The sequence below is a fragment of the Arthrobacter sp. FW306-1B-F12A genome (assembly GCF_058781865.1).
Genome location: NZ_JBYSXD010000002.1, coordinates 108,402 through 132,180, shown reverse-complemented (window position 1 = coordinate 132,180; position 23,779 = coordinate 108,402). Strand labels below are relative to the sequence as shown.

Below are 23,779 nucleotides of genomic sequence, written 5' to 3'. Positions count from 1 at the left end.
GGGTGTCGAATCACAACTTGGCGCGCGCTGAAGCCGCCACCCGTTCAGCCCTGATCAGCACCCACAGCTACGATGTCTCCCTTGACGTCCGCGAAGCCGCAGATACCGGCGTGCCGGGGTACACCAGCCGCAGCATCATTGACTTCTCCGCGGAGCCCGGTTCCTCCACGTTCCTGGATTTCATCCACGGCGGCGTGCACAGCGTCTTCCTCAATGGAAAAGGACTCGACGTCGCCGAGGTGGTGGACGGCGACAGGATCCACCTCAACAATCTCCAGGCCGAAAATCAGGTCACGGTCACCGGAACCGCCCTTTACAGCCGATCCGGCGAGGGCATGCACCGCTTCGTCGATCCGGCCGACGGGCAGTGCTACCTCTATACGCAATACGAACCGGCGGATGCCCGCCGCGTGTTCGCGAACTTCGAGCAGCCGGACCTGAAGGCCGAATTCACCTTCCACGTCATGGCGCCTTCCGCTTGGCAGGTGGCTTCCAACGGCGCAGAGCTTGCCCGGACGCAACTGACCAGCGACCCGGCTACGAGCCGCTGGGACTTCGCCACCACCAAGCGGATGTCCACCTATATCACCACCGTCCTCGCCGGTCCCTATTTCCGCGCTACTGACCGCTGGAGCAAGACGCTCGACGACGGCACCAGCCTTGAGGTTCCGCTGGCGCTCTATTGCCGCGCATCCATGCAGGAGTCCTTCGACGCCGCGGAGCTTTTCCGGCTGACGAAGAACGGCCTGGACTTCTTCAACGATCTCTTCGACTACCCCTACCCGTGGGGCAAGTACGATCAGGCGTTCGTGCCGGAGTACAACCTCGGTGCGATGGAAAATCCCGGCTTGGTCACCTTCACGGAGAAGTACGTCTTCACCTCACGGGCCACCGATGCCCAGTACCAAGCCCGCGCCAACACCCTCATGCACGAGATGGCCCACATGTGGTTCGGAGACCTCGTGACCATGACCTGGTGGGACGACCTCTGGCTCAAGGAATCCTTCGCCGACTACATGGGCACCCTCGGCGTGGACAAGGCCACGGACTGGGACACCGCCTGGGTGAATTTTGCGAACAAGCGCAAGTCCTGGGCCTATGTGCAGGACCAGCTGCCCACGACCCACCCCATCGTGGCGGACATTCCCGACCTGGAAGCCGCCAAGCAGAACTTCGATGGCATTACCTACGCAAAGGGCGCTTCCGTCCTCAAGCAATTGGTGGCCTACGTCGGGTTCGAGGCGTTCATTGCCGGCTCGCGACGCTACTTCAGGGATCACGAATACGGCAACACCTCGCTGACCGACCTCCTGGAAGCCCTGGGCACGGCATCGGGCCGGGACCTTGGAACCTGGGCCCGGCAGTGGCTGCAGACCTCGGGGATCTCCACCATTGCGGCCGAGATCTCCGGGAGCGGCGATGCCATGGCGGCGGTCACCCTGCGCCAGGACTCCGTGGACCCCATCACCGGCAAGCAGGAGCACCGGCCGCATAGGCTCAGGATAGGTCTTTACAACTTTGACGACGGCGGACAGTTGTTCCGAACCGAGGGCATCGAGCTCGACCTCGACGGCGCCGACACTACCGTGGGCGGACTCGCCGGCAAGCAGCGCCCGGCCCTCCTTCTCGTCAACGACGACGACCTCAGCTATGCGAAGGTCCGCCTGGATGCGGGGTCCGAAGCAACAGTACGTTCCTCCCTGGACCGGATCAGCGATCCGATGGCCCGGGCATTGTGCTGGACAGCCTTATGGGATTCAGCTCGCGACGCCGTGACCCCGGCGGCACTGTACGTCGCCGCCGTCGAGCGCTTCGCGCCCGCCGAGCCAGGAATCGGCGTCCTCCTCAACGTTCTCGGCAACGCGGTGACCGCCGTCGAGCGCTACGTACCGGCTCCGCAGCGCGATGAGGTCCGGGAGGGCCTGATGGCTGCCAGCGCGATGCGGTTGCGAAGCTCCGAGCCGGGTTCGGACCAGCAACTCGCGTGGGCCAGGACCCTGGCAGACTTGTCGCGGCATGATGGCGCCTACGTCGAATTCTTCCGCGGCATTCTCTCCGGCAACGTCGTAGTGGACGGGCTGGCGGTGGATGCGGATCTCCGGTGGAGCCTGTGGCAGGCATTGGCAGCGAACGGAGCGGCCACGCTCCCGGAATTGGATGCCGAACTCGCCCTGGACCACACCGCCTCCGGACGCGAAGGCCATGCACTGGCCGCGGCTGCCCGTCCCGATGCCGACGTCAAGACGGCCGCATGGAATGCCGCAGTCAACGACACCGGGCTCTCCAACGAGATTCTGGGCGCGACAATCGCAGGCTTCTCCCTTGCCCCGTCCGGGCTCCTGGACGGCTTCACCGAATCGTACTTCGACTGCCTGGAAGACATATGGCAGTCCCGGAGCATCGAGATCGCGGGCCGGATTGTCCGGGGGCTGTTCCCCTCGGCCCAGGATCTTCAGGCCGGCATGGCGCCGGCAGATCATCCGGTGCTTCGACGCACGGACGATTGGCTAGGCACCCACACGTCGGCCCCGCGGGCGCTCCGACGCATCGTCATTGAGCAACGAAGCCATTTGTTCCGCGCCCTGGCGGCGCAAGCCGCCGGTGCCCCGCAACGGGAAGCTGTGGCGCTCGAGCGGGGCTGACGCAGGAGCCGGCGATCCCGGGGTGGACTGCTGGCCTTGAACCAAGGGGATCGCCGGCATCGTCTTTAGATGCAAAGCCCGGCGCTCCGCATGGGCCTTTCTTGAGGACGGTCACCATGAAGATTCCTCGCCCCGTGCTTGCCGTCGCGGCGCTGGGTGCCAGCCTTTTGCTCGGGGGCTGCTTCGGCGGACAACCTGCCGCTCCGGCGCCCGCAAGGCCGCCGGCGAGTACAACGCCCGCCCCAAGCACACCGTCACCCGCGCCGACGGCGACGCCGGTCGCACCGCCTGCTGCCCCACCCGCCGTCGTTCCAGCCACGGTTCCACCCGCAGCGCCAGCCGTCGTTCCGCCACCCCCAGCGCCGCCAGCCGTGGTCCCGCCGCCGGTACCGGCGCCACCGCACATGGCGCCGCCGACCCCGCGGCACCCCAATGGCGGCGACCGCGACGGCGACGATAACGGCGGACCGGACGACGGCGATGGAAACCGCTAGCACGCCGCCTCGCATTAAACCGGCACTGTCTGCCGGGCTCTCCTTGGGCACGGCTGCTGCGATAATCGCCGTCGCAGCTTGCAGTTCCGCTGGTCAAAGCCCGGGTTCCCGCCCCGAGCAGTCTGCGGAAGCGCCGTTCGGGTGGTTCACGGCAGCACCGGCCCCGGCAGGCTGGAGAACCATGGACCTCCCGGATGGCACCGGGGTCCTTTCGGTCCCTGCCGATGCGAGTCCTGCGGAAAGCGACCCGGGCAGCGTGTCCGCGGCTGTCTCGTCCCCAACGGGTGAACCTCGGATCTACTTCAACGCCACGCCCCGGCAGGGCAGCGAGTCGCTGGACAATTGGAGCACCTTCAGGATTGATCACTTGGCGGACGAGAACTCCTCGTCGCCCACCAAAATCGCCGAGCGATCCGGAATGGCTTTCCTTGGCGGTACGGGATCCTGTGTCGAGGACAGCTACGTGACCCGCGTCGGCAACAACCAATACCGGGAAATGGCTTGCCTCGTAGCGGGGAGTAAGGGCAGCAGCGTCCTCATCGTGGCGGCTCCCGCCGATTCATGGCCGCTCTACGGTCCGGTCCTGGAACAGGCAGTGGACGCGTACCGGGCCGGTTAACGAGGGAACACCCGCAGTTAAGGAACACGGTGCAGTTAAGGGACACGGTGCAGCCATTCTTCAGTACCGAACTTTGACTGCACCCGCTCCCGGGCTATCGCCAATTCAGCGTCGGTGATGCGGGACTCCGTGGCGCCGTAGCGCTCGGTGAAGACTTCCTGCATGGCTTTGATGATGTCCGTCCGCGCCAGGCCAGTTTGCCGTCGGAGTGGATCCACGCGCTTCTTTGCGCTGCGGGTGCCTTTGTCGGAAAGCTTTTCCTTGCCGATGCGCAGAACCTCCACCATCTTGTCGGCGTCGATGTCGTAGCTCATGGTGACATGATGCAGCATGCCGCCGTTGGCGAGGCGCTTTTGCGCCGCACCGCCGATCTTTCCCTGCTCGGTGGCGATGTCATTGAGCGGGACGTAGAACGCGGTAATGCCCAGTTTTTCCAGGGCAGCCATGACCCACGCGTCCAGGAACGCGTAGGAGTCGGCGAAGCTGATGCCATCGACGAGGCTCTGTGGCACATAGAGCGAATAGGTGATGCAGTTCCCCGCTTCCATGAACATCGCTCCCCCGCCGCTGATGCGGCGGACCACCGTGATGCCGTGGCGGGCAACGCCGTCGGGATCCACCTCGTTGCGGTAAGACTGGAAGCTGCCGATTACCACCGACGGCTCTTCCCAGTCCCAGAAGCGCATGGTGGGCTTGCGTAGCCCGGCCCCGACCTGTTCGGTGAGGACCTCGTCCAGCGCTACATTGAGGTGGGTGGGAAGGACCGACGGCGGGATGACCTCCCACTGGTGGTCCGCCCACCCGCTCGCCTTGGACAGCGCCCTGCGGACAGCGACGGCGACGGCGTCGGCAGAGAAGCCGAACAGGACAGCGTCCGCGGGCAATGCGGCGGAGACGGCAGCGGAAATCTCTGCCGGCGTCGAACTTTCCGGAAGGCCCGTGAGCGCCCGGTTGATGTCCTGCAGGGCCTCGTCCGGTTCCAGGAAGAAGTCTCCGCTGAGCGAGACGTGCGCGAACTGCCCATCCACGACGTCGAGGTCGACCACCACGAGCTTTCCGCCGGGGACCTTGTATTCGCCGTGGAGCAGGGGATCGGGTTGCTCGAAAGCCATGCTGGAAGTCATGGCTTCCATCCTGCCGGAAAACGCAAAAGCCCGCAGCCACCGAAGATACGGCGGGTGCGGGCTTTCACAGAAGCTTGGAGGTGAAGTTGATTACTTCTTGCCGCCGAAGCCCTTGAAGCGAGCGTTGAAGCGCTCGACGCGGCCTGCAGAGTCCATAATGCGCTGCTTGCCCGTGTAGAACGGGTGGGACTCCGAGGAGATTTCGACGTCGATGACCGGGTAGGTGTTGCCGTCTTCCCACTCGATGGTCTTGGAAGAAGACACGGTGGACTTGGTCAGGAACTTGACGCCGGAAGCCAGGTCGTTGAATACAACAGCTTCGTACTTCGGGTGGATATCAGACTTCATAATGGGACCTTTGTTCACGCAGCTGGATTTTGCCAGTTGCCAGGTATGAATGGAGGTGGTCCGTTGCTTCCATTTGCAAATTTCAGCGGTCGGGCCAACAACCAATCATAGCGGAAACCGCAGGGCCAAACGAACCGAGGTCAGCCGCGGGGGCGGTCTCCTCATTGGCCGCGCCTGTCAGGAGTGCCTGCAAGTGTCCTGGCTAGTTTGCTTCCCTGTAGTCGTGGTGGACGTCGTTCGGCAGGGACTCTGCCTCGCGTGAGCGGAGTTCTGCTTTCAGCTTCCGCGTCTTCTGGATCTGTATTTCGTTGAGTATCAGAGGAATGAGCACAAAGAGCGGGAAGACGAGCCGCCCGAAGACAGGGAGGTCTTCGAGGAAGATCGCCCAGAACATTGCGAAGACGAATACAGCACTATAGATGTACCGGAAGACAAGCATGTTTCTCCTCGTGCGTTATGCGCAGTCGCGGGCTGGCACGGGTATGGCCCCGGCTCCAGGATTCCAAATCCTGAATCCGTAGCAACCCCACAGGAGAAGCCCTGAGCTAGACTGCCAGACGTTTCCGATGTTGCTGATGGTGTCAGCCTCCCAGCCGTACATGGCGACGACCGGGTATGGAATCCACTGGATCGAGGGATCCGCGACGATTGGATAGGCAGCACCGTTGGTGTTGACGTGCTGGGTGATTTTGGACCCGTTGACGGTATACGACGTCGGGAGCTTCTTGCCGTTGGAGTCGAGTGCCCATGGGGCACTGATGAATGGAATCACGATGCGGGCGGACTGGTTGCGGAGCTGCACGCCGCCGTCGTTGGTGAGTTCTGCGACGTACCCGGCCGGGATCGACATGGAGAAGTCCGCGGAAGCTGCCGCTGCCGCGGTTCCCGTGGGCAACTTCTTCAGTGCATTCATCAAGTTGTCCCCTAACCTCTGATTGACTTGGAATCAGCAACGCCAAAGGTGATAGCCGTCTTTCAATTTATTTTGCGGCGTCGACGGAAACGTCATCCTCGGGGACTAGATTGTGCGCCGATTCGGTTTTGCCTGGTCCACCTATCGGATGAGCCGGATAACGACGCTCAGACCCTTCGCGCCGCAGGCGTGCCCGACCGGGGCAGAGCGCCGGCTGTTGCTTGGCTCGCCCGTCTAGTGTTCGACGGGTCGGAATCGCGGGCTCGAGTTGGCGAAGAGACAGCAGACCCCAGCCAAAGAATCATGCTGCACTTTGTCTCAGAAGTCCGCATGTGGAGCGGTGGATCCCACTTCAGCTGTACGAGGCCACGCCGACCTGCGCCGAGATCGCAATGGAGGGTCGGAGCGGCTAGCGCACCAACTGGGTCTCCGCCTCCAAGTGGCCCAGCTTGTCCGGGTTACGCATGGCGAAGATCCGCGCGATCCTGCCGTCCTCCACCACCAGGCTGATGAGCGACGGACCGCCTGCTTCGTCGTCGATCCGGATGCCGAGGCCGCCGTTGAGCCAAAGCAGAGCGATTTTCGGGTTGAGCGCGGCCTCTGGGAAGGACCGCAGCAGATTTGTCACCTTCTTCGCACCGTACACCGGCACCCGAACCGCCTGCGCGATGCCGCCGCCGTCGGCGATGAGTACGACGTCCGGCGCCAACACATCCATCAAGCCCTGCACATCCCCGGTGGTGACCGCCGCCAGGAACCGTTCGACGACTTCCTGCTGCTCGCTGCGGTCCACGCGCATGCGGGGGCGGCGGGCGGCCACATGAGAGCGCGCACGGCTGACGATCTGGCGCACGGCGGCCGCTGACTTGCCCACGGCCTCGGCAATCTCCTCGTAGGGCACGTCGAAAACCTCCCGTAGTACGAAGACCGCCCGCTCCACAGGGGTGAGGGATTCGAGAACCGTGAGCATGGCGATCGAGACGCTTTCGGCCAGTTCCACGTCCTCGGCGACATCCGGCACGGTGAGCAGGGGCTCGGGCAGCCATTCCCCGACGTAATCCTCCCGCCGTCGTGACAGCGTGCGGAGGCGGTTGAGCGCCTGGCGGGTGACGATTCGGACGAAATAGGCCCGCGGGTCACGCACCTCCACGCGGGCTCCGGCGCCCAGGTCAGACCACCGCAGCCAGGCCTCCTGCACCACGTCCTCGGCATCGGCGGCGGAGCCGAGCATTTCGTAGGCGACGGTGAAGAGCAGGCTGCGATGAGTGACGAAAAGGTCCAAGCTGTCGGCGGCGCCGGAGCTGCTCATGCCCGCCACGCTACCGCGCGCCGCTTCGTGCCGCGAGCGGCTTCAAGCCACAGGCATCCGCGAAACCCTCGGACTCAATGCCCAGGGCGACGTTGCCGCGGGTCGTGAGGTTGGCAAAGCCGATAACGCTGGTCAGCTCAACCAGGCCCGGTGAGCCGAGCTGCTCCAGCAGCCGGGCAGCGAGCTCGTCAGTGACCGTTACGGGGGTCGTACTCATCGCTTCGGCATATTCCAGCACGTCCCGCTCCAGGGGCGTGAAGACCCCGGAATCACGCCAGCGCGGGATCTGCTGTGCCTTTTCCAGGTCGAGGCCGTGGTTGTGGGCCATGAAGTAGTTGTAGTCCAGGCACCACGTACAACCGATGAGTGAGGCCACGGCCATGTGCGCGTAGGACTTCAGCGACTCGTCACACCTGTTCCACTTCTGCAGCTTCTGTCCGAAGCCCATGGATGCCTTGAGAACGGGCTGGTTGTGCCACATGACGCCCAACGATTCCGGGACTTTGCCAAACATCTTCGCGCTGAATTTCTTGATGAGTGCGCCGTAGAAACCGGTGATCTCTGCGGCGGGGATCCTGCTGGTCATGACTCCTCCTGCGGGTCGGTTCTGGGTCCTATGACATGAAGACACCACCCGAGCCCGATCTGTGACAGCGACGTGACGCCAGAGGGCGGCGTCCACCTGATCTGATAACTGTCCCCGCCCGCGTAGCTAGGGCTAACGATTATTGGGGGGAACCAGTGAATTTAAGTCCAGCCTTCAGTGTTATTGGGTTCTGTACGCGATCGTCACGTTCGTGCTGGCTGGACTGGCGGTGTACGCCCTGGTCCTCGTCATTGTTTTCCTTCGGCTGCGGATCGCCGAGCTGAAGCAGGCGGCACGGCGCAAAGACGATCCCCTGCGGTGATGACTCGAGCAAGCGAATGACCCGGTCAGATGCATGTCTGGGCACCCTGACCCGTCTCAGATTTTCCTTCGTGCCATTCGTTACCTCGTCGCGTAGAAGGCGACAGCCGACGACGCAGCAACGTTCAGCGAGTCGACGCCGTTCATCATCGGAATCGTCACGCGGGCGTCAAGTAGTTGATCTGTCTCGGGCTTCAGCCCGTCGCCTTCGGTTCCGAAAACCAGCACCAGGTTTTGATGATCCTGGGCCACCAACTCATCCAGAGTGATGGCTCCCTCCCCCAGGGACATGCCTGCCACGAAGTAGCCCGCCTCTTTCAGCTGTTCGATGCTAGCTGGCCACGGGTCGACCCTTGTCCACGGCACCTGAAAAACTGTGCCCATGCTGACCCTGATCGAGCGCCGGTACAACGGATCGGCACACTGAGGTGACACCAGCACGGCGTCGACGCCGATGGCCGCGGCTGACCTGAACACGGCTCCGACATTTGTATGGTCGGTAAGGTCCTCAAGCACTGCGATCCTTGATCGCCCTCGTGCACGAACGCAATCGGCGAGAAGTTCCTCGAGGGGCACCGGTGCGGGCCGGTGCATGGCTGCCATGGCACCGCGGTGCAGGTGGAATCCGGTGATTTCCTCAAGCAGCGAAGCTTTGCCGATGTAGACCGGGACCTCCGGGAACTGTTGGAAGACGTCGTCGAGGTCTTCCAACCATTTCTCCGCCAGGAAGAAGGAACGGGGTTGGTGCCCGGCCGCGAGGGCGCGTCGCAGGACCCGTGACGACTCTGCGATGTACATGCCCTCCGCGGGCTCGCGGAGCTTGCGGAGGTGGACATCCGTCAGTTGTGTGTAGTCGGCAACGCGCGGGTCGTCTGCCGTTTCGAGATAGTGAAAAGTCACGGGGGGTTCCTATTTCAGCAGGTTGGCGATCATGAAGCCGAGTGCCACGATGCCGAGCGCGAAGATCACGATGCGCAGCGCGAGGGGCTTCAAACGCCGTCCCACTTTGGAGCCCACCAGTCCGCCGATCAACGAACTGACCGCGATGACTGCCACCACCGGCCATTCGATCCGGCCAAAGGCAAACAAGAGGTAGGAGCAGGCTGCCACTACGTTGACGGCCAGCACCAGGATGTTCTTCATCGCGTTGGCGTTCTGGATGGTGCCGGTCATGAAGACACCCAGAATGCCAACGAGCAGGATGCCTTGGGCTGCGACAAAGTAGCCGCCGTAGACCCCCGCGAGGTACACCAACACCACCAGGATCACGGTGTGCCGCTTGTCGTGGATGGCGTGCTCCGGGTTGCCGGCCCGGTCCTGGACCCACCGTTGGAGTTTCGGCTGGAAGAGCACCATGAGCAGCGCGACCACGATCAGGATGGGAGCGGCGTAGTAGAAGACCTTTTCCGGAAGGTGCAGCAGCAGCCAAGCACCCGTGATGCCGCCAAGCAGCGACGCCGGCAAGAGCCTGAGCAGTTGCCGGCCCCTGCCCCTGAGTTCGTGTCGGTAGCCCCAGGCCCCTGTCACGTTGCCGGCCACAAGCCCCATGGCGTTGCTGATGGTCGCCGTGACGGGAGCGTAGCCCAGGGCGATGAGGACCGGGAACGTCACCAGGGTGCCGGAGCCGACAACGCTGTTGATGGTTCCGGCCCACAAGCCCGCGAAAAAGATCAGGATGCCGCTAAGGATCTCCACTGCTTCTCGCTGCCCCGGCCTAGCGGCGGGCGGTGGCCGTGTATCGGCCGGAGTTTTCGGTCACATCCAGGGGCAGGCCGAAGGTGTTGCTGAGATGTTCCGCGGTCAGGACTTCCTCGATGGGTCCTGCGGCAACCACTCCGCCGTCGCGAAGCAGCATGGCGTGGGTGAATCCCGGAGGAACTTCTTCAAGGTGGTGCGTCACGAGGACCATGGCGGGGGCGTCCTCGTCACGGGCGAGTTCACCGAGTTTGTGGACGAGCTCTTCGCGTCCGCCGAGGTCCAGGCCGGCGGCCGGCTCGTCGAGGAGGAGCAGCTCCGGGTCGGTCATGAGGGCCCGGGCGATCTGCACGCGCTTGCGCTCGCCTTCGGAAAGCGAGGAGAAGGAGCGGTTCAGCAGCGGACCCATGCCCCATTCGTTGAGAAGGCCGAAGGCCCGGCGCTCGTCGTCGCGCTCGTATCCCTCACGCCAGCGGCCGGTCACACCGTAGGCTGCGGTGACCACGACGTTCAACACGTTTTCCTGTTCCGGGATCTGGGTAGCCAGGGCCGCCGAGGAAAGGCCGATCCGCGGACGGAGCTCGAACACGTCCACCCGGCCTAGCGTCTCGTCCAGGATCCCGGCCTTCCCGCTGGTGGGATGCATCCGGGCTGCCGCGATCTGGAGCAGAGTGGTCTTTCCGGCACCGTTGGGACCGAGGATGACCCAGCGTTCGCCTTCATTGACCTGCCAGTCAACCTTGTCCAGCAGGGTCTTGGTACCTCGGACAACGCTGACGGAAGCCAATTCAAGAACATCACTCATAGGAGTAGACACTAGGACAAAAATAGGGGCGATAGATAACTGGAACCCCGGTCACATGGTTTGCGCGACGACGTGGATGAAGCACGAGTTCGGGCGGCGGTTCCCCGCTCGCTAAGATTGCAGCCATGAGTTCGAACTTGACCGCGGTCAGCTATGGCGTGAATTTGTCCCTTTCGGAGCTTGAACACCTGCGCAAGGTCTTGTCCGGATCGGGGGCTACCTTCACGTCGGAGTCGCGTTCGGGCGACGAGCGCTTCGGGGTCTACACCATGGGCCTGGCCGTTGACGGGGCTACTGACACCGACTTGTCAGGCCTCCGGCGCAGGGTCGCCGAGGCCTCCGCACCGGGCATGGACACCGCGATTGTCGCCGACGCGCTGCGTGACGCTTCGCGCAAGCTGCTGATCATGGATGTGGACTCCACCTTGATCCAGCAGGAAGTGATCGAACTGCTTGCCGCGCACGCCGGCAAACGCGAGGAAGTAGCCGCCGTGACCGAGGCTGCGATGCGCGGCGAACTGGACTTCGCGCAAAGCCTCCACGCCCGGGTGGCGGTCCTCGCAGGCCTGCCGGCCGCCGTCGTCGACGCCGTCCGCGCCGAGGTGCGCCTGAGCGAGGGGGCCGCGGAACTCGTGGCCGCGTTCAAGGCCGCCGGCCATGCGGTGGCGGTGGTATCCGGTGGCTTCAACCAGATCCTTCGGCCCATCGCTGAGGAACTCGGCCTGGACTACTGGATCGCAAATGAACTTGAAATCGTTGACGGCTTCCTGACGGGCAAGGTCCTTGGCGACGTGATCGACCGCGCCGCCAAGGAGAAGTACCTTCGCGAGTGGGCAGCCGCCGAGGGAATCGACCTGGAGCACACCATCGCAGTGGGCGACGGTGCCAATGACCTGGACATGCTGGGCGCTGCGGGCATCGGTGTGGCGTTCAACGCCAAGCCTGCCGTCCGGGCGGTAGCCGATGCCGCCATCAACATGCCGTACCTGGACGCGGTCCGGCATATCGCCGGCGTTTAGGCGGAAATTCACGCGCAACGACGAAGCGGCCCCGGACAGACAGTCCCGGGCCGCTTCTTTATGCGCTAAGAGGTGATCAGGCGCTCTTGCCGAAGTAATCGGCGCCGCCGACGTACTCGGTGTGGCCGCTCTCGACGTCGGCCGTGGCCATCTTCGCCACCTCGGCTGCGAACTCCTCCACCGAGTACAGCTTGCCGGCCTCGGCCCGGCGGGCCTCGATGGCGCCAGGGTTCGAGCGGTCCAGCAGGGTGGCCGTCACGGTGCCCTCGATCATGTCGCCGGAAACCACCACGAGGGAGATGCCCTTGTCGCTAAGGTTCGGCAGAAGTTCACGCAATGCGTCTTCGCCGGCGCGCTTGCTCCGGGCAACGGGCTCGTACTCGGGCATCGTGGGAACGGTCTCGACGAAGTGCGCCTGGTGGCTCGTGACGAACACCACGCGGGAACCTTCCGGCATCAGCGGAACTGCGGCGTTGAGCATGTTGATCTGGGCGTCGCGGTTCAGCTTGAGGGCGTAGTCCTCTTCCATGCCGGACTCCATGCCGCCGGAAGCGTTGAGCACGAGGACGTTCAGCGAACCGAATTCCTCCATGGCGGCGCTGGCCAGCGCCTGGACGCCTTCCTGCGTGGTCAGGTCCGCGCCAACGGCTACGGCACGGCCGCCGGCCGCCTGGATCTCGCCGACTACCTTGTTGGCCCGGGGGGCCTTCTGGCGGTAGTTGACGACGACGGCAGCGCCCTCGCCAGCCAGGATCTTGGCTACTTCAGCGCCGATGCCGCGCGAAGAACCGGTGACGATTGCCGTCTTGTTGTCCAGCAGTCCCATTCGTGCTCCTTTATTCAAAACGTCCAACTTGTTGAAAACATCCAACTTCTATTAATTCCGAGTCAATCATGCCAGCGGGATTGGTGATCTAGTGGCCCATGCCCAGGCCGCCGTCCACGGGGATGACGGCACCGGAAATGTATGCGGCTTCGTCACTGGCAATCCAGCGGACCACGTTGGCCACCTCGGAGGCTTCGGCAAAGCGGCCGGCCGGAACACTCGCCAAGTAGGCCTTCTGGGTGTCTTCGGGAAGCTCGGCGGTCATGTCCGTGTTGATGAACCCCGGTGCCACCACGTTCGCCGTGATGCCCCTGCTACCAAGTTCGCGGGTGAGGGAACGGGCGATGCCCACCATGCCCGCCTTCGAGGCCGAGTAATTGATCTGTCCCGGTGCGCCGTAGAGACCCGACACGGAAGAGATCAGCACAACCCGGCCCTTGCGCAGGCGGATCATGCCTTTGGAGGCACGCTTGATCACCCGGAAGGCGCCCGTGAGGTTGGTGTCGATGACGGACGTGAAGTCGTCCTCGCTCATGCGCAAAAGGAGAGTGTCCTTGGTGATCCCGGCGTTGGCTACCAAAACCTCCACGGGTCCATGGGCGGCCTCGACTTCCTTGAACGCTGCGTCGAGGGAGGCCTCGTCCGTCACATCGGCCTTGACGCCAAGGATGCCCTCGGGAAGGGGGGTTTCGCTGCGGTAGGTCACGGCGACCTTGTCGCCGTTGGCGAGGAATGCCTCTGCGATAGCCAGGCCGATGCCGCGGTTTCCGCCCGTAATGAGGACGCTGCGGGCGGTTGATACTGCTTCAGACATGCTGCTCTCCAGAGTTCCGCGGCAGGACTGTGCCGCTTGAAAGTGGGTGATTTCCTGCATCGATCTTAGCCGCCGCGAGGCCCCGGCCGCGGGTAGCTGCACCTGGCGCGGTTTGGGAGGCCCGTTCAAGGGTGAGAGAATTGAGGGAAGCCGTTGGAGCGTGATGAATCAGCCGTGACAAGAGATAGCAGTCCCCTGCAGGCGCCCGGGGACCCCGACGACGTATCAGGTGACCCCGTGGTGCATAGCATTACCGACGCCGCCGCCGCCCACTCGGACGACATGCGCGAACGAATGATCAAGTACGCCTTGGCAATGGGTATCCGCTTGGTGTGCCTCATCCTCATTTTCGTGGTCGACGGCTGGTTCAAGATCATCGCTGTCGCAGGGGCCGTGTTCCTGCCCTGGATTGCCGTAGTGATCGCCAATGGCAGCGACAAGGCCGAAGTCCACAGCGACGCCTTGCTGGACTACGTCCCGGCCGTCGAGCTGGAAGCGGCACCGGCTGAAGAAGGGGCGCCGTCGGCGGCGCCCGTCACCGTCCTGGAAGGCGAACTCATCGACGACGACGGCGACGACGCCACCGTCCAGGACGCTTCCGGTCCGGAACCAGCCGACAACACCGGTGCCAGCAAGCAGCGATATCCGCTCGGCGGGGAAGAACAGGCGGCTTCATGAATATCTTCACTATGGGCGGCCTTGGGCTGGAGAATGAAGAGCACGCGGGCCGGGGCGGGACTCATCCGGCCGTCTGCTCACGCAAGGCGTGCCGCGCCGAGGCGACGTGGCAGCTCCTGTGGAACAATCCCCGCATCCACACTCCCGAGCGCCGCAAAGTATGGCTGTCCTGCGAGGAACACCGGGAATGGTTGGAGGACTACTTGCAGACCCGCGGCCTCTGGAAAGAGACCATCCCGTTCGCGATGACCACTGACCCAGGCGAGGCCAGCTGAATGTACCGCTTTCTCTTTTCCAGCAAGTGGCTGGGCTACTTCGTCTTGGCCGTGATCTTCGCCACCGGCTGCGTCTTGCTGGGTCGCTGGCAAATGGACCGCAGGGCCGAGACGTTGGCCGAGATCAACCGCGTTGTCACCAACTACTCGGCCGCTCCCCTTCCCTTCTCCGCCGCCAAGGCGGAGTTCCAGTCCCTGGACCCCGAACGGGAATGGGCACAAGTTGAGCTCCACGGAAGGTATGACGTTGCGGGCCAACGCGTCGTCCGTAACCGTCCCCTCAACGGCCAGCCCGGGTACGAAGTAGTGGTCCCGTTCCGATTGTCGAGCGGCGACGCCGTGGTAATTGACCGCGGATGGTTGCCCATCGGAAACAAGACACCCGGGCACCCCGACAGCATCCCGGCCCCGCCGGCCGGCGAGGTTACCGTCGTCGCCCGCTTGAAGGCCTCTGAACCGGATCTGGGCCGCGGCGCCGTGGACGGCCAGCTGGCATCGATCGACCTCCCTTCATATGCCACGGAACTTGGCTACCCCATCATGACCGGGGCCTACGGGCAGCTCGCCACGGAATCGCCCGCCGTCCAGGTGATGCCCGCGCCGTTCGCCAAGCCGGCCACCGACGAGGGCACCCACCTTTCCTACTCCTTGCAGTGGTTCGCGTTCGGCGTGCTGATGTTCGTTGGTTTCGGCTACGCGGCCAGGCAACAGGCCCGCAATGCCCGGATTGATGCCGAGGACGAGGACGAAGAAATCAGCGCGATGCCTCGTCCGAAGGCACCCGCGCCACGGAAATCAAAGCGGCCAACGGCCGAAGAAGAGGAAGACGCCATCCTGGATGCGCAAGGCTACTGAAACGATCCCGGCCTCCGTGCTGAACGTGAAGTCCGCCCTGACCGCGGCGGGCGCCCAGGACACGGTGCTCACCTTCGACGACGATGTCCCCACCGCCGCTGCGGCAGCATCCTTGCTGGGTTGCGACATTGCGGCCATCGCCAACAGCCTCGTCTTCGAACTCGACGGCACTCCCCTGTTGATTCTCGCGAGCGGGGCCGCGAAGGTGGACACCGCCTTGGTCGCGGATTCCTTGGGCACAGCCAGGATCCGCCGGGCCAGCCCGGACTTCGTCTTGGAGCACACCGGCCAGGCCGTAGGCGGCTTGGCTCCCCTTGGACACCCGCGGCCCCTACGAACCATCCTCGACATCTCGCTCCAGGAGCATCCACTGCTCTGGGCGGGCGCGGGTGACCATAACTCGATGTTCTCCATCAGTTACAGCGAACTCCAGCGGATTACGGCCGCCCAGCCCCTCAAGGTCCGCTGAGCCAGCAGTCCGCCGGGCTATTGATCCGGCGGAGCCGTCGTTCCGCTGCGGCCTGGGGCTAGGCTGTTGAGCATGGCTGAATACACCTACGTCACGTACATCGAAGGATCCCCGGACCAGATTTGGACGGCGCTCACGGACGCAGCCCAAAGCGCTGAATACTGGGGCCATGCCAATGTCTCGGATTGGAAGGCAGGTTCACGATGGGAACACCAGCGCACGGACGGCTCCGGAACCGCCGACGTCGTGGGAACCATCCTGGAAGCAACACCCCCGGCGCGCCTGGTGAACACGTGGGAGGATCCCGCGGTTCCAGCGGTGGTGAAGCCCGACGTTGTCACGTTCACCATCGAGTCGCATGAAGGCATTGCAAGGCTCACGGTCCATCACAGGAACATCGCCGACGACGAACAGTTGGCGATCGCAGGCCGCGGCTGGTCGGCGGTCCTGTCCAATCTGAAAAGCTACATTGAACTGGGCCGCCCGCTTGCCTCCGTGCCGTGGGAAATGCCCTGACGCCGTGGGAAATGCCCTGACCCTCAGCCCTAAGCGAGCGTGATGAGGTCCAGGTAGTCTTCGTTCCAGTGGTCTTCGACCCCGTCCGGAAGCAGGACAACACGTTCCGGGTTCAGGGCCTGCACGGCGCCCTCATCGTGGCTGACGAGCACGACGGCGCCGGAATAGTTTCGCAGTGCGCCCAGGATCTCGGCGCGGCTGGCCGGGTCGAGGTTGTTGGTGGGTTCGTCGAGTAGCAGCACGTTGGCACTTGAGGCCACGATCGTGGCGAGGGCCAGCCGCGTCTTCTCACCGCCGGAAAGCACACCTGCCGGCTTGTCGACGTCGTCACCCGAGAACAGGAACGACCCGAGGATCCCGCGGACCTCTGCGTCCTTCATGTCCGGAGCCGATGAACGCATGTTCTCCAGGACCGTACGGTCGTGGTCCAGGGTTTCGTGTTCCTGCGCGTAGTAGCCCACTTTGAGCCCGTGGCCCGGGACGATATCGCCGGTGTCCGGCTTGTCCACCCCCGCGAGCATCCGCAGGAGGGTGGTCTTGCCGGCACCGTTGAGGCCCAGGATGACCACTTTGGAGCCACGGTCGATTGCCAGGTCCACGTCGGTGAAGATTTCCAGTGAGCCGTACGACTTGCTCAAACCCTCTGCCGTGAGCGGAGTCTTGCCGCACGGAGCAGGATCCGGGAAACGCAAGGCTGCCACGCGGTCATTCTCGCGGACTGCTTCCAGGCCGCCAAGCAGCCGTTCGGCACGCTTCGCCATGTTCTGCGCGGCCACGGCCTTGGTGGCCTTGGCACGCATCTTGTTGGCTTGGTCCATGAGGACCTGGGCCTTCTTCTCGGCATTGGCGCGTTCGCGCTTTCGGGCGCGCTCGTCGGTTTCCCGCTGCTGCAGGTAGCGCTTCCAACCCATGTTGTAGAAGTCGATCTGCGCCCGGTTGGCGTCCAGGTGGTAGACCTTGTTGACGGTGGCTTCCAGGAGCTCCACATCGTGGCTGATCACAATCAGCCCGCCCTGGTGGCCCTTGAGGAAGTCGCGGAGCCACGTGATGGAGTCTGCATCGAGGTGGTTCGTGGGTTCGTCCAGGAGGAGGGTCTCGGCGTCCGAGTAGAGGATCCTGGCTAGTTCCACGCGGCGGCGCTGGCCGCCGGAGAGTGTCTTGAGCGGCTGGTTCAGGAGACGCTCGGGAAGTGCCAGGTTGGAGGAAATAGCTGCGGCTTCCGCCTCGGCCGCATAACCGCCTCCCGCGAGGAACTCGGCTTCCAAACGGTCGTAGCGGTTCATGGCCTTGCGCTGGACCGTGGCGTCCTCGCTGGACATGTCCGTTTGCGCCTGCTTCAGCTTGCCCACCACCACGTCGAGGCCGCGGGCGGAAAGGATGCGGTCGCGTGCAAGCTGTTCCATGTCCGGGGTCCGGGGATCCTGGGGCAAGTAGCCAATCTCGCCACTGCGTGCAACCTTGCCGGCAGCGGGGAGTCCCTCACCGGCGAGGACGCGGGTGAGGGTCGTCTTGCCTGCACCGTTCCGGCCCACCAGACCGATTTTGTCCCCCTTGTCCACGCGGAAGCTCACCTGGTCCATGAGCAGGCGGGCGCCGGCGCGCAGTTCGAGTTCCTGGACGGTAATCAATTCGGGGGATGCCTTTCAATGGGGAACACCCGCAGCACCCGAAGTCAAGGCGCGGCTGAAGTGGAGGGGCCGAACAAACGGCCTTTACGATTCTACCGCCCACGGGGTCCCACACTCGCCAGCGCCAGGGCAGGGCGCGGAACGCCCCGAAATAGTAAGCACCCTTGCTACTATTTTCGGTGCGTGGTTAGGTGAAGGTAGGACGATTCCGAAGGAGGCTCTCGATGAGCAGCACAACAGGATCCGATGGCAAACACGTCCGGGCCGACCGCGGCCAGGATGAAGTCCCTTACACCGAACCACGCCGTGACCGGGTAGGAGATGTACCTGGAACCGGCTCTGGCTACACTGACAACAGCTACGTCGACGAGACGAGCAGCTACCCCGTGGTTCCCGCCGCATCAGACCCAAACGCCGCCACCCGCGAGACAGTCATCGCCCGCGAAAAGGAGCAGTTCGGCGGAATCAAGATCGGCTCGGCCTTCTTCGGTTGGCTGACCGCCACGGGAATGGCCGTGCTCCTGGTCGCCCTCGTGGCGGCGGCCGGGATCGCTGTTGGACTCGCGAACAACGCGAACGTCAGTGACGCAGCGAACCTGGCATCATCGCAGCCCGTCGGCATTGCCGGGATCATCGCGCTTCTGGTGATCCTGTTCCTCTCCTATTATTGCGGCGGCTACGTTGCCGGACGCATGGCCCGGTTCAACGGCATCAGGCAGGGGCTCATGGTCTGGTTTTGGGCAATTATTGTCGCCGTGTTGGTCGCGTTGCTGGGCTTGTTCGCCGGACCGCGGTTCAATATCCTCGCCACCGTGAACAGTTTCCCGAGGATTCCGGTGAATGAGGGACAGCTGAGCACCATCGGCATCATCGCCGCCCTGGTCGTGGCAGCAGTGACCCTCATCGCCGCGGCACTGGGCGGACTGGCTGGAATGCACTACCACCGCAGGGTTGACCGCGCGGGCTTTACCCCAACAGCAGAGGACGTCGAGGCTTAGCCAAGGCGGCTCCGGCAACCAACAGCGCCGCTCTTTGTACCTTGGCCCCAAGGCCCGGGCGCGTTGCTCGTGGACACCCTACAAAATGCAGTGTCAGGCCGCTCTGTAGTGTCGGTTTCAGGGGATTCCCTCTGCCCCGGCACCAGATAGGACTCACGATGAGCAGCACCGAAACCGCATCCACGCGAAAAACTTCACCCCGAACCCGCTGGACGTCCACGGACATCGGCCTCATCGCGGTATTCGCAGCCCTCGTGGCCGCCTCAACACTGATTCCAGGCATTCCGGTGGGCGCCCTGGGCGTGCCGATCACCCTGCAGACCCTCACCGTCATCCTCACGGGCCTTGTGCTCGGCGGCGGACGGGCCTTTGCCGCCGTCGGTCTTTACACCCTGCTTGGTTTCGCGGGACTGCCGATCTTCAGCGGAGGTCGCAGCGGGCTCGGTATCCTGGCGACACCGTCGGCCGGCTACATCATCGCCTTTCCCTTGGCGGCGGCCGCCACCGGCTGGCTGGCGGCAATCGTGATCCGCAAGACCGTCAAATACCGCGCCGTTTTCCTGTTTGCCGCAGCCATGATCAGCACGATCGTCCTCATCCACGGCCTCGGAGTGCTTGGCTTCATGGTCAATGGCAAGTTCGACTTCGCCAAGGCATTCCTGGCCGACCTGCCCTACTACCCCGGCGACACCATCAAGAACGTCCTTGCTGCGATCATCGCCGTCTCGCTCCACAAGGCCTTCCCGGACATCCTGGTCCGCCGCGTCAAGTAAAGCGGGAACAATCAGTACATGAACACCATCATTCTCAGCGAAGTCGCGGTGCGCGTAGCCATCGATGGCAGCCCGGCGCCCAAGACTTTGCTGCAGGACGTCTCCTTGGAACTCACGGAGCAACGCGTCGCAGTCATCGGGGCCAACGGCTCGGGAAAGTCCACCCTTCTGCGCTTGCTCAACGGCTTGGTGGCCCCCAGCGAAGGCACCGTCAGCGTCAACGGCGCCGACAGCTTGCGGGACGTCCGCCAGGTCCGCAGCCAGGTGGGATTCGTCTTCACCGACCCCCTGTCGCAATTGGTCATGCCGACCGGGCGGGAAGACGTCGAACTATCACTGCGGCGTTCCATCAAGAACTCCAAGGAGCGTACAGCCCGGGCGGAAGCTGTCCTGGAACGGTTCGGGCTCCTCGACCTTGCCGACCAAAGCATTTACGAGCTGTCCGGCGGCGAACGGCAACTACTCGCCCTGGCCGCAGTCCTCGCGGTAAACCCCGGCGTGTTGGTCCTCGACGAGCCGTCAACATTGCTGGACCTGCGCAACCGGGAGCTGCTCAGGCGGACGCTTGCGGGCCTGGAGCAACAGATCATCATGTCCACCCACGATCTCGACCTCGCCCTCGAAGCGGATCGTGCCCTGGTGGTGGATTGCGGACGGATAGTGTTCGACGGCGGAGCAGCCGACGCCGTCGAACACTACCGCGCGCTGTGCGCCGCTGAGCCCGCACATGGCAAGGTCGAGGCGACGTGAGGGGCCACGGGGTCCTGATCCCGAATTATGTGCCGGGCGACTCGATTGTGCACCGCACTCCCCTATGGCTCAAGTTCCTGCTGGTTGCCGGCTGCGGCCTGGCGTCGTTCCTCGTTGTCGACTGGCTTGTCTCGGCAGCCGTCCTCGGGGTGATGTGCGTGCTCTTCCTGCTCAGCGGCGCGGGGCTCAAACGTCTCGCGCGTTCCGTGTGGCTCGTGACGCCCATCCTCGCCGTGATCGGCGCCTTCCAATGGTGGCAACTGGGCGGCCCCGTAGCCGCGCGGATCGTGCTCAATGTGCTGGTCTGCGTCGTTGCGGCGTCGGTATTGACGGTCACGACTCCGGTGCAGGCGTTGCTGGACGGGGTGGTTGCCCTGTCCAAGCCGTTCAAGCGGTTCGGGGCGGACCCCGAGCGTTTCGCGCTGACCATCGCCATTATGCTACGCAGCCTTCCGTTCATCGCCGGCGCATTCTCCGATGTCCGTGACTCAGCCCGTGCGCGCGGCCTCGAACGCAATCCCCGCGCCCTGGTATTGCCGGTATTCATCACCACGGTTGCCTATGCGCGCCAGACCGGCGATGCCCTGGCCGCGCGCGGTCTTGGCGACGCGGAAGACTAATTGCCCTGCAACTGGGAGTACTGGAACATTGCCGCCGTGCCCATGCCACCCGCGATGCTAATCATTGCCAGTGCCAGGCTCTCCCGGCCGGGCTGATCTTCGGCAATCCTGCGGGCCTGGGCAAGTAGCCGCGTTACCAGGACAGCGCCCGACGCACCGTAGGCGTGTCCCAACGCCAGCGCACCGCCGTCGAGGTTCGCCCGTTCCGGTTCCACTCCCAGCGCTTCAAGGCAGGCGAGGGTCTGCGAAGCGAATGCCTCGTTGAATTCCACGAGGTCCAGTTCCGCAGGTTCAAGATCGAGCCCGGCCAGCAACCGTCTGGCCGCCACCGAAGCTCCGAGACCCAGCAATTCCGGGTCCACGCCCGCGGTGTCAGAGCCCAGGACGAGCAATCCGTCGGCGGCACCAAGTTGCCGTGCGCGCTCGAGTGAGGTGATCACGACGGCGGAGGCCGCGTCAGCGTCGAAGCACGAGTTTCCGGCGGTCACAGTGCCGCCCGGTACGAATGCCGACGGAAAGCGGGCCATGAGTCCGGCCTTGAGGGATGCCCGGGGTCCGTCATCCGCCTGCACCACGGTGCCCCCGGCTTCCAAGGGAACAAGTTCCGAGGCGAAGGCGCCGGCGGCACGGGCAGCGACGGCGCGCTCGTGACTCCGCACGGCGAACCCGTCCTGTTGTTCGCGACTGACGCCACACTCCCGCGCTACGTTTTCAGCGGCCACACCCATGTCCGGATCCCCGAACCCGGGCGGCACGAAGGTGGCGCGGGTGTAGAAGTCCGGCTCGCCGTCGGGGTCCGGATTTCGCCTGGCACGCAACGGAGCAGTACTGATGCTCTCCACTCCCCCGGCGAGGAAGACGCCGTTACCCCCCGCGGCCACGAGCCGGGAGGCCAGGGCGATGGCGTCGAGTCCGGAACCGCACTGCCGGTCCACGGTCAGTCCTGGAACACCCACGGGCAGTCCCGCGAGCAATGCGGCATACCTGGCCAGGTTTCCGCCCCCTCCCACCGCATTCCCGATGACGACGTCGGTGACGTCCGGGCCGGCAACACCGGTGGTTTTGAGGAGTGAGCGCAGCACGGGAGCGAGGAGTTCCTCGGCGCGAAGGGGCTTCAGTTGCCCATTGGCCCGGCAAATTGGTGTACGCAAGGCGGCGATGATCACCGGCTGGCGCGAGGGGTCCAGCCCCGTGGCCCGCTCACGGCTAGGCAAGGGGTTTCGCCCGCGGATCGTTGTTCTCAATCCAGTCGAGCAACATTTGGCGGCTGACCTTCCCGCGGTCCGTCACGGGCAATTCGGACAGGGTGAAATACCGCAGGGGTCGCTTGTCCCGGGCGAGCAAACCGTCCAGTCCCGTCTTCACTTGGGTTGCCGTCACCGAACCATAGGCGGGTACGATTCCGGCGACGACTTTCTGGCCGCGCACTTCGTCCAACATCCCGGCCGCTACAGCCGCCGAGACCCCGGGGACCGATGCCAGGGCGAGTTCCACCTCGTGGGGATAGACGTTCCTCCCGGAGGTGATGATCATGTCGGACCGACGGCCGAGGATGTGCAGGACACCGGAGTCCACATAGCCTTGGTCCCCCACCGTGTACCAACCGTCAAAGCACCGCAGCGCTTGGCCGTCGTCGCCCCACAGATACCCGTTGCTGACCATGCCGGAGCGGACACAGATATTCCCGTCTGCCCCTTCGGGCCGCTCCGCGCCGTCGTCGTCCATGATCTTGAGTTCGACGCCGGGAAACGGTTGGCCGATTCCCGTTCCGCCGGCGTCGAGCGGTTCCCCGGCGGCAAGGCGCGTTCCGGACACAAAGCTGAGCTCGGACGCACCGTAGTATTCGAAAATTGCCGCATTGGGCGCCCACCGCCGGGCCGCTTCAAGGGTACGGGCGTCGAGCTTCGAGCCTGCGCAAATAATGCTCCGAACACCGGATGCGTCCACGCCCCCGGTCAATCCGCGCTCGCTCAAGAGGCGCAGCATAGTAGGCACGAGGACAAGGCGGGTGACCCCGTCATAAGCGATGGCCGCGTGGACATCGCCGACGTCGAAGGTCTCCAGGGTATGGAAAGCCGCCCCCGCATACAAGCATTCGGACAAGGCGTAGAGGTTCAAGCTCGCGGCCAGCGGCCCGGGCGCAAGCGTCCTGTCCTCCGGCGTCAGCCCGAAGAATTCGATGGAGGCGTCAAACGAGACCTGCCACGAACGCCGTGAACGGGTGAAGGCCTTGGGGACGGACGTGGTTCCGGACGTCAGCCCGATCAGGAACGTGGTGTCCGGATCGCCGTCGGTCAGCTGTTCGCCTTCGCCATGGTGGAGGCCGGTGGCGGACCCGGCTTGCCTCATCCTCCCGGTGACCTCATCGATCATGGCGTGCGGCCACAACGGGTCGAGCACGGCGCAGCGCCGCTCGCCGGCCACCGCGGCCGTGTACGCCACCACGAAGTCCAGGGAATTGGGCTCGGCGAGTATCGTCGTCGCGGCGGTCTCGCCCAGGCGCAACGTTGCGGCGTCCCGAAGGTCAGCCCAGTTGAGCCGTTTGCCGCCGACGACGACGGCGGTGTCGTCGGGGCGGTCATCGGCCCAGAGCTGAAGTTTGTCCAGAAAAGGCATCATCGAATTTTAGCCTCTGCGCCAGCTCCCCGGCCTTCTGTGACGCTGTGCGGGTACGACGACGGCCGGTCACCTTTCGCGAAAGG

At 64.3% G+C, this 23,779-nt stretch carries 27 protein-coding genes; 13 read left to right on the top strand and 14 right to left on the bottom strand.

Features of this window, described 5'->3' with window-relative positions:
• Positions 1-2 precede the first annotated feature (2 nt).
• From pepN to AC3WJU_RS01820, 3 genes are all read left to right on the top strand, one after another.
• Positions 3-2,642 carry an aminopeptidase N gene (gene pepN, locus AC3WJU_RS01830; RefSeq protein ID WP_492258989.1) on the top strand — a complete coding sequence of 880 codons (2,640 nt, stop codon included), beginning with the start codon at positions 3-5 and terminating at the stop codon, positions 2,640-2,642.
• A gap of 116 nt (positions 2,643-2,758) precedes the next feature.
• Positions 2,759-3,136: a hypothetical protein gene (locus AC3WJU_RS01825; protein ID WP_307053030.1), complete on the top strand. Its 378-nt coding sequence runs from the start codon at positions 2,759-2,761 to the stop codon at positions 3,134-3,136.
• A gap of 181 nt (positions 3,137-3,317) precedes the next feature.
• A complete protein-coding gene (locus tag AC3WJU_RS01820; RefSeq protein ID WP_492258988.1) occupies positions 3,318-3,755 on the top strand; it encodes a hypothetical protein in 438 nt (145 codons plus the stop codon).
• A 35-nt stretch (positions 3,756-3,790) separates the two neighbouring features.
• Here AC3WJU_RS01820 and lplAB read toward each other — a convergent pair whose 3' ends face one another.
• From lplAB to AC3WJU_RS01775, 9 genes are all read right to left on the bottom strand, one after another.
• On the bottom strand, positions 3,791-4,888 hold the full coding sequence (lplAB, locus tag AC3WJU_RS01815; RefSeq protein WP_492258987.1) for a lipoate-protein ligase LplAB: 1,098 nt from the start codon (positions 4,886-4,888) through the stop codon (positions 3,791-3,793).
• Between the two features lie 81 nt (positions 4,889-4,969).
• Positions 4,970-5,227 carry a type B 50S ribosomal protein L31 gene (locus AC3WJU_RS01810; protein WP_009358283.1) on the bottom strand — a complete coding sequence of 86 codons (258 nt, stop codon included), beginning with the start codon at positions 5,225-5,227 and terminating at the stop codon, positions 4,970-4,972.
• A 202-nt stretch (positions 5,228-5,429) separates the two neighbouring features.
• Positions 5,430-5,666 (bottom strand): hypothetical protein, encoded by a 237-nt coding sequence (locus tag AC3WJU_RS01805; protein ID WP_059389251.1) that lies wholly within the window; start codon positions 5,664-5,666, stop codon positions 5,430-5,432.
• A 15-nt stretch (positions 5,667-5,681) separates the two neighbouring features.
• Entirely contained in the window at positions 5,682-6,140 is a 459-nt protein-coding gene (locus AC3WJU_RS01800; RefSeq protein WP_492258986.1) for a hypothetical protein, read from the bottom strand.
• 409 nt (positions 6,141-6,549) lie between these two features.
• The gene (locus AC3WJU_RS01795) at positions 6,550-7,449 is read right to left on the bottom strand and encodes an RNA polymerase sigma-70 factor (protein ID WP_492258985.1); all 900 of its coding nucleotides are present in this window, start codon (positions 7,447-7,449) and stop codon (positions 6,550-6,552) included.
• Between the two features lie 10 nt (positions 7,450-7,459).
• Entirely contained in the window at positions 7,460-8,035 is a 576-nt protein-coding gene (locus AC3WJU_RS01790; RefSeq protein ID WP_332602129.1) for a carboxymuconolactone decarboxylase family protein, read from the bottom strand.
• A gap of 402 nt (positions 8,036-8,437) precedes the next feature.
• Complete coding sequence (locus AC3WJU_RS01785; RefSeq protein WP_059389253.1) at positions 8,438-9,256, bottom strand: TrmH family RNA methyltransferase; 819 nt, start codon at positions 9,254-9,256, stop codon at positions 8,438-8,440.
• Positions 9,257-9,265: 9 nt separating this feature from the next.
• The gene (locus AC3WJU_RS01780; protein WP_059389254.1) at positions 9,266-10,051 is read right to left on the bottom strand and encodes a sulfite exporter TauE/SafE family protein; all 786 of its coding nucleotides are present in this window, start codon (positions 10,049-10,051) and stop codon (positions 9,266-9,268) included.
• 19 nt (positions 10,052-10,070) lie between these two features.
• Entirely contained in the window at positions 10,071-10,856 is a 786-nt protein-coding gene (locus tag AC3WJU_RS01775; RefSeq protein ID WP_059389255.1) for an ABC transporter ATP-binding protein, read from the bottom strand.
• Between the two features lie 125 nt (positions 10,857-10,981).
• Between AC3WJU_RS01775 and serB the strand changes: the two genes are divergently transcribed.
• Positions 10,982-11,875: a phosphoserine phosphatase SerB gene (serB, locus tag AC3WJU_RS01770; RefSeq protein WP_284988201.1), complete on the top strand. Its 894-nt coding sequence runs from the start codon at positions 10,982-10,984 to the stop codon at positions 11,873-11,875.
• Between the two features lie 76 nt (positions 11,876-11,951).
• Here the strand turns inward: serB and AC3WJU_RS01765 are convergent, their stop codons facing one another.
• Both AC3WJU_RS01765 and AC3WJU_RS01760 read right to left on the bottom strand, forming a co-directional pair.
• Entirely contained in the window at positions 11,952-12,701 is a 750-nt protein-coding gene (locus tag AC3WJU_RS01765; protein WP_284988202.1) for an SDR family oxidoreductase, read from the bottom strand.
• Between the two features lie 88 nt (positions 12,702-12,789).
• A complete protein-coding gene (locus tag AC3WJU_RS01760) occupies positions 12,790-13,515 on the bottom strand; it encodes a beta-ketoacyl-ACP reductase (RefSeq protein ID WP_059389256.1) in 726 nt (241 codons plus the stop codon).
• 153 nt (positions 13,516-13,668) lie between these two features.
• Here AC3WJU_RS01760 and AC3WJU_RS01755 point away from each other — a divergent pair, with 153 nt between their 5' ends.
• The 5 genes from AC3WJU_RS01755 (at position 13,669) to AC3WJU_RS01735 (ending at position 16,308) form a co-directional block, all read left to right on the top strand.
• On the top strand, positions 13,669-14,193 hold the full coding sequence (locus tag AC3WJU_RS01755; protein ID WP_492258984.1) for a DUF3099 domain-containing protein: 525 nt from the start codon (positions 13,669-13,671) through the stop codon (positions 14,191-14,193).
• Positions 14,190-14,468: a hypothetical protein gene (locus AC3WJU_RS01750; protein WP_059389258.1), complete on the top strand. Its 279-nt coding sequence runs from the start codon at positions 14,190-14,192 to the stop codon at positions 14,466-14,468. Before AC3WJU_RS01755 ends, AC3WJU_RS01750 begins: the two co-directional genes overlap by 4 nt.
• On the top strand, positions 14,469-15,323 hold the full coding sequence (locus AC3WJU_RS01745; protein ID WP_306959637.1) for an SURF1 family cytochrome oxidase biogenesis protein: 855 nt from the start codon (positions 14,469-14,471) through the stop codon (positions 15,321-15,323).
• Positions 15,307-15,792, top strand: a complete 486-nt coding sequence (locus tag AC3WJU_RS01740) for a YbaK/EbsC family protein (RefSeq protein WP_492258983.1) — start codon at positions 15,307-15,309, stop codon at positions 15,790-15,792. The genes AC3WJU_RS01745 and AC3WJU_RS01740 overlap by 17 nt, the downstream gene beginning before the upstream one ends.
• A 72-nt stretch (positions 15,793-15,864) precedes the next feature.
• Complete coding sequence (locus tag AC3WJU_RS01735) at positions 15,865-16,308, top strand: SRPBCC domain-containing protein (RefSeq protein ID WP_492258982.1); 444 nt, start codon at positions 15,865-15,867, stop codon at positions 16,306-16,308.
• A 29-nt stretch (positions 16,309-16,337) separates the two neighbouring features.
• Here AC3WJU_RS01735 and AC3WJU_RS01730 read toward each other — a convergent pair whose 3' ends face one another.
• Positions 16,338-17,936, bottom strand: coding sequence for an ABC-F family ATP-binding cassette domain-containing protein (locus tag AC3WJU_RS01730; protein ID WP_306959633.1), 1,599 nt, complete (start codon positions 17,934-17,936; stop codon positions 16,338-16,340).
• 224 nt (positions 17,937-18,160) lie between these two features.
• Here AC3WJU_RS01730 and AC3WJU_RS01725 point away from each other — a divergent pair, with 224 nt between their 5' ends.
• From AC3WJU_RS01725 to AC3WJU_RS01710, 4 genes are all read left to right on the top strand, one after another.
• Positions 18,161-18,934 carry a YrzE family protein gene (locus AC3WJU_RS01725; RefSeq protein ID WP_492258981.1) on the top strand — a complete coding sequence of 258 codons (774 nt, stop codon included), beginning with the start codon at positions 18,161-18,163 and terminating at the stop codon, positions 18,932-18,934.
• A gap of 158 nt (positions 18,935-19,092) precedes the next feature.
• On the top strand, positions 19,093-19,707 hold the full coding sequence (locus AC3WJU_RS01720; RefSeq protein ID WP_059389263.1) for a biotin transporter BioY: 615 nt from the start codon (positions 19,093-19,095) through the stop codon (positions 19,705-19,707).
• Between the two features lie 18 nt (positions 19,708-19,725).
• A complete protein-coding gene (locus AC3WJU_RS01715) occupies positions 19,726-20,457 on the top strand; it encodes an energy-coupling factor ABC transporter ATP-binding protein (RefSeq protein ID WP_492258980.1) in 732 nt (243 codons plus the stop codon).
• The gene (locus AC3WJU_RS01710) at positions 20,454-21,077 is read left to right on the top strand and encodes an energy-coupling factor transporter transmembrane component T family protein (protein WP_059389265.1); all 624 of its coding nucleotides are present in this window, start codon (positions 20,454-20,456) and stop codon (positions 21,075-21,077) included. The genes AC3WJU_RS01715 and AC3WJU_RS01710 overlap by 4 nt, the downstream gene beginning before the upstream one ends.
• On the opposite strand, the gene AC3WJU_RS01705 is transcribed toward AC3WJU_RS01710, so the two are convergent.
• Together AC3WJU_RS01705 and AC3WJU_RS01700 are read right to left on the bottom strand one after the other, a co-directional pair.
• Positions 21,074-22,291 (bottom strand): thiolase family protein, encoded by a 1,218-nt coding sequence (locus AC3WJU_RS01705; protein ID WP_492258979.1) that lies wholly within the window; start codon positions 22,289-22,291, stop codon positions 21,074-21,076. The two genes, AC3WJU_RS01710 and AC3WJU_RS01705, sit on opposite strands and share 4 nt — an antisense overlap.
• On the bottom strand, positions 22,284-23,693 hold the full coding sequence (locus AC3WJU_RS01700) for a class I adenylate-forming enzyme family protein (protein ID WP_492258978.1): 1,410 nt from the start codon (positions 23,691-23,693) through the stop codon (positions 22,284-22,286). Before AC3WJU_RS01700 ends, AC3WJU_RS01705 begins: the two co-directional genes overlap by 8 nt.
• Between the last annotated feature and the right edge of the window lie 86 nt (positions 23,694-23,779).

What these genes read in the sequence shown, in the direction of transcription:
- AC3WJU_RS01825 (WP_307053030.1), top strand. Translation starts at nt 2,759, where the DNA reads ATGAAGATTCCTCGCCCCGTGCTTGCCGTCGCGGCGCTGGGTGCCAGC.
- AC3WJU_RS01820 (WP_492258988.1), top strand. Translation starts at nt 3,318, where the DNA reads ATGGACCTCCCGGATGGCACCGGGGTCCTTTCGGTCCCTGCCGATGCG.
- lplAB (WP_492258987.1), bottom strand. Translation starts at nt 4,888, where the DNA reads ATGGAAGCCATGACTTCCAGCATGGCTTTCGAGCAACCCGATCCCCTG.
- AC3WJU_RS01810 (WP_009358283.1), bottom strand. Translation starts at nt 5,227, where the DNA reads ATGAAGTCTGATATCCACCCGAAGTACGAAGCTGTTGTATTCAACGAC.
- AC3WJU_RS01805 (WP_059389251.1), bottom strand. Translation starts at nt 5,666, where the DNA reads ATGCTTGTCTTCCGGTACATCTATAGTGCTGTATTCGTCTTCGCAATG.
- AC3WJU_RS01800 (WP_492258986.1), bottom strand. Translation starts at nt 6,140, where the DNA reads ATGAATGCACTGAAGAAGTTGCCCACGGGAACCGCGGCAGCGGCAGCT.
- AC3WJU_RS01795 (WP_492258985.1), bottom strand. Translation starts at nt 7,449, where the DNA reads ATGAGCAGCTCCGGCGCCGCCGACAGCTTGGACCTTTTCGTCACTCAT.
- AC3WJU_RS01790 (WP_332602129.1), bottom strand. Translation starts at nt 8,035, where the DNA reads ATGACCAGCAGGATCCCCGCCGCAGAGATCACCGGTTTCTACGGCGCA.
- AC3WJU_RS01775 (WP_059389255.1), bottom strand. Translation starts at nt 10,856, where the DNA reads ATGAGTGATGTTCTTGAATTGGCTTCCGTCAGCGTTGTCCGAGGTACC.
- serB (WP_284988201.1), top strand. Translation starts at nt 10,982, where the DNA reads ATGAGTTCGAACTTGACCGCGGTCAGCTATGGCGTGAATTTGTCCCTT.
- AC3WJU_RS01765 (WP_284988202.1), bottom strand. Translation starts at nt 12,701, where the DNA reads ATGGGACTGCTGGACAACAAGACGGCAATCGTCACCGGTTCTTCGCGC.
- AC3WJU_RS01760 (WP_059389256.1), bottom strand. Translation starts at nt 13,515, where the DNA reads ATGTCTGAAGCAGTATCAACCGCCCGCAGCGTCCTCATTACGGGCGGA.
- AC3WJU_RS01750 (WP_059389258.1), top strand. Translation starts at nt 14,190, where the DNA reads ATGAATATCTTCACTATGGGCGGCCTTGGGCTGGAGAATGAAGAGCAC.
- AC3WJU_RS01745 (WP_306959637.1), top strand. Translation starts at nt 14,469, where the DNA reads ATGTACCGCTTTCTCTTTTCCAGCAAGTGGCTGGGCTACTTCGTCTTG.
- AC3WJU_RS01740 (WP_492258983.1), top strand. Translation starts at nt 15,307, where the DNA reads ATGCGCAAGGCTACTGAAACGATCCCGGCCTCCGTGCTGAACGTGAAG.
- AC3WJU_RS01735 (WP_492258982.1), top strand. Translation starts at nt 15,865, where the DNA reads ATGGCTGAATACACCTACGTCACGTACATCGAAGGATCCCCGGACCAG.
- AC3WJU_RS01725 (WP_492258981.1), top strand. Translation starts at nt 18,161, where the DNA reads ATGAGCAGCACAACAGGATCCGATGGCAAACACGTCCGGGCCGACCGC.
- AC3WJU_RS01720 (WP_059389263.1), top strand. Translation starts at nt 19,093, where the DNA reads ATGAGCAGCACCGAAACCGCATCCACGCGAAAAACTTCACCCCGAACC.
- AC3WJU_RS01715 (WP_492258980.1), top strand. Translation starts at nt 19,726, where the DNA reads ATGAACACCATCATTCTCAGCGAAGTCGCGGTGCGCGTAGCCATCGAT.
- AC3WJU_RS01700 (WP_492258978.1), bottom strand. Translation starts at nt 23,693, where the DNA reads ATGCCTTTTCTGGACAAACTTCAGCTCTGGGCCGATGACCGCCCCGAC.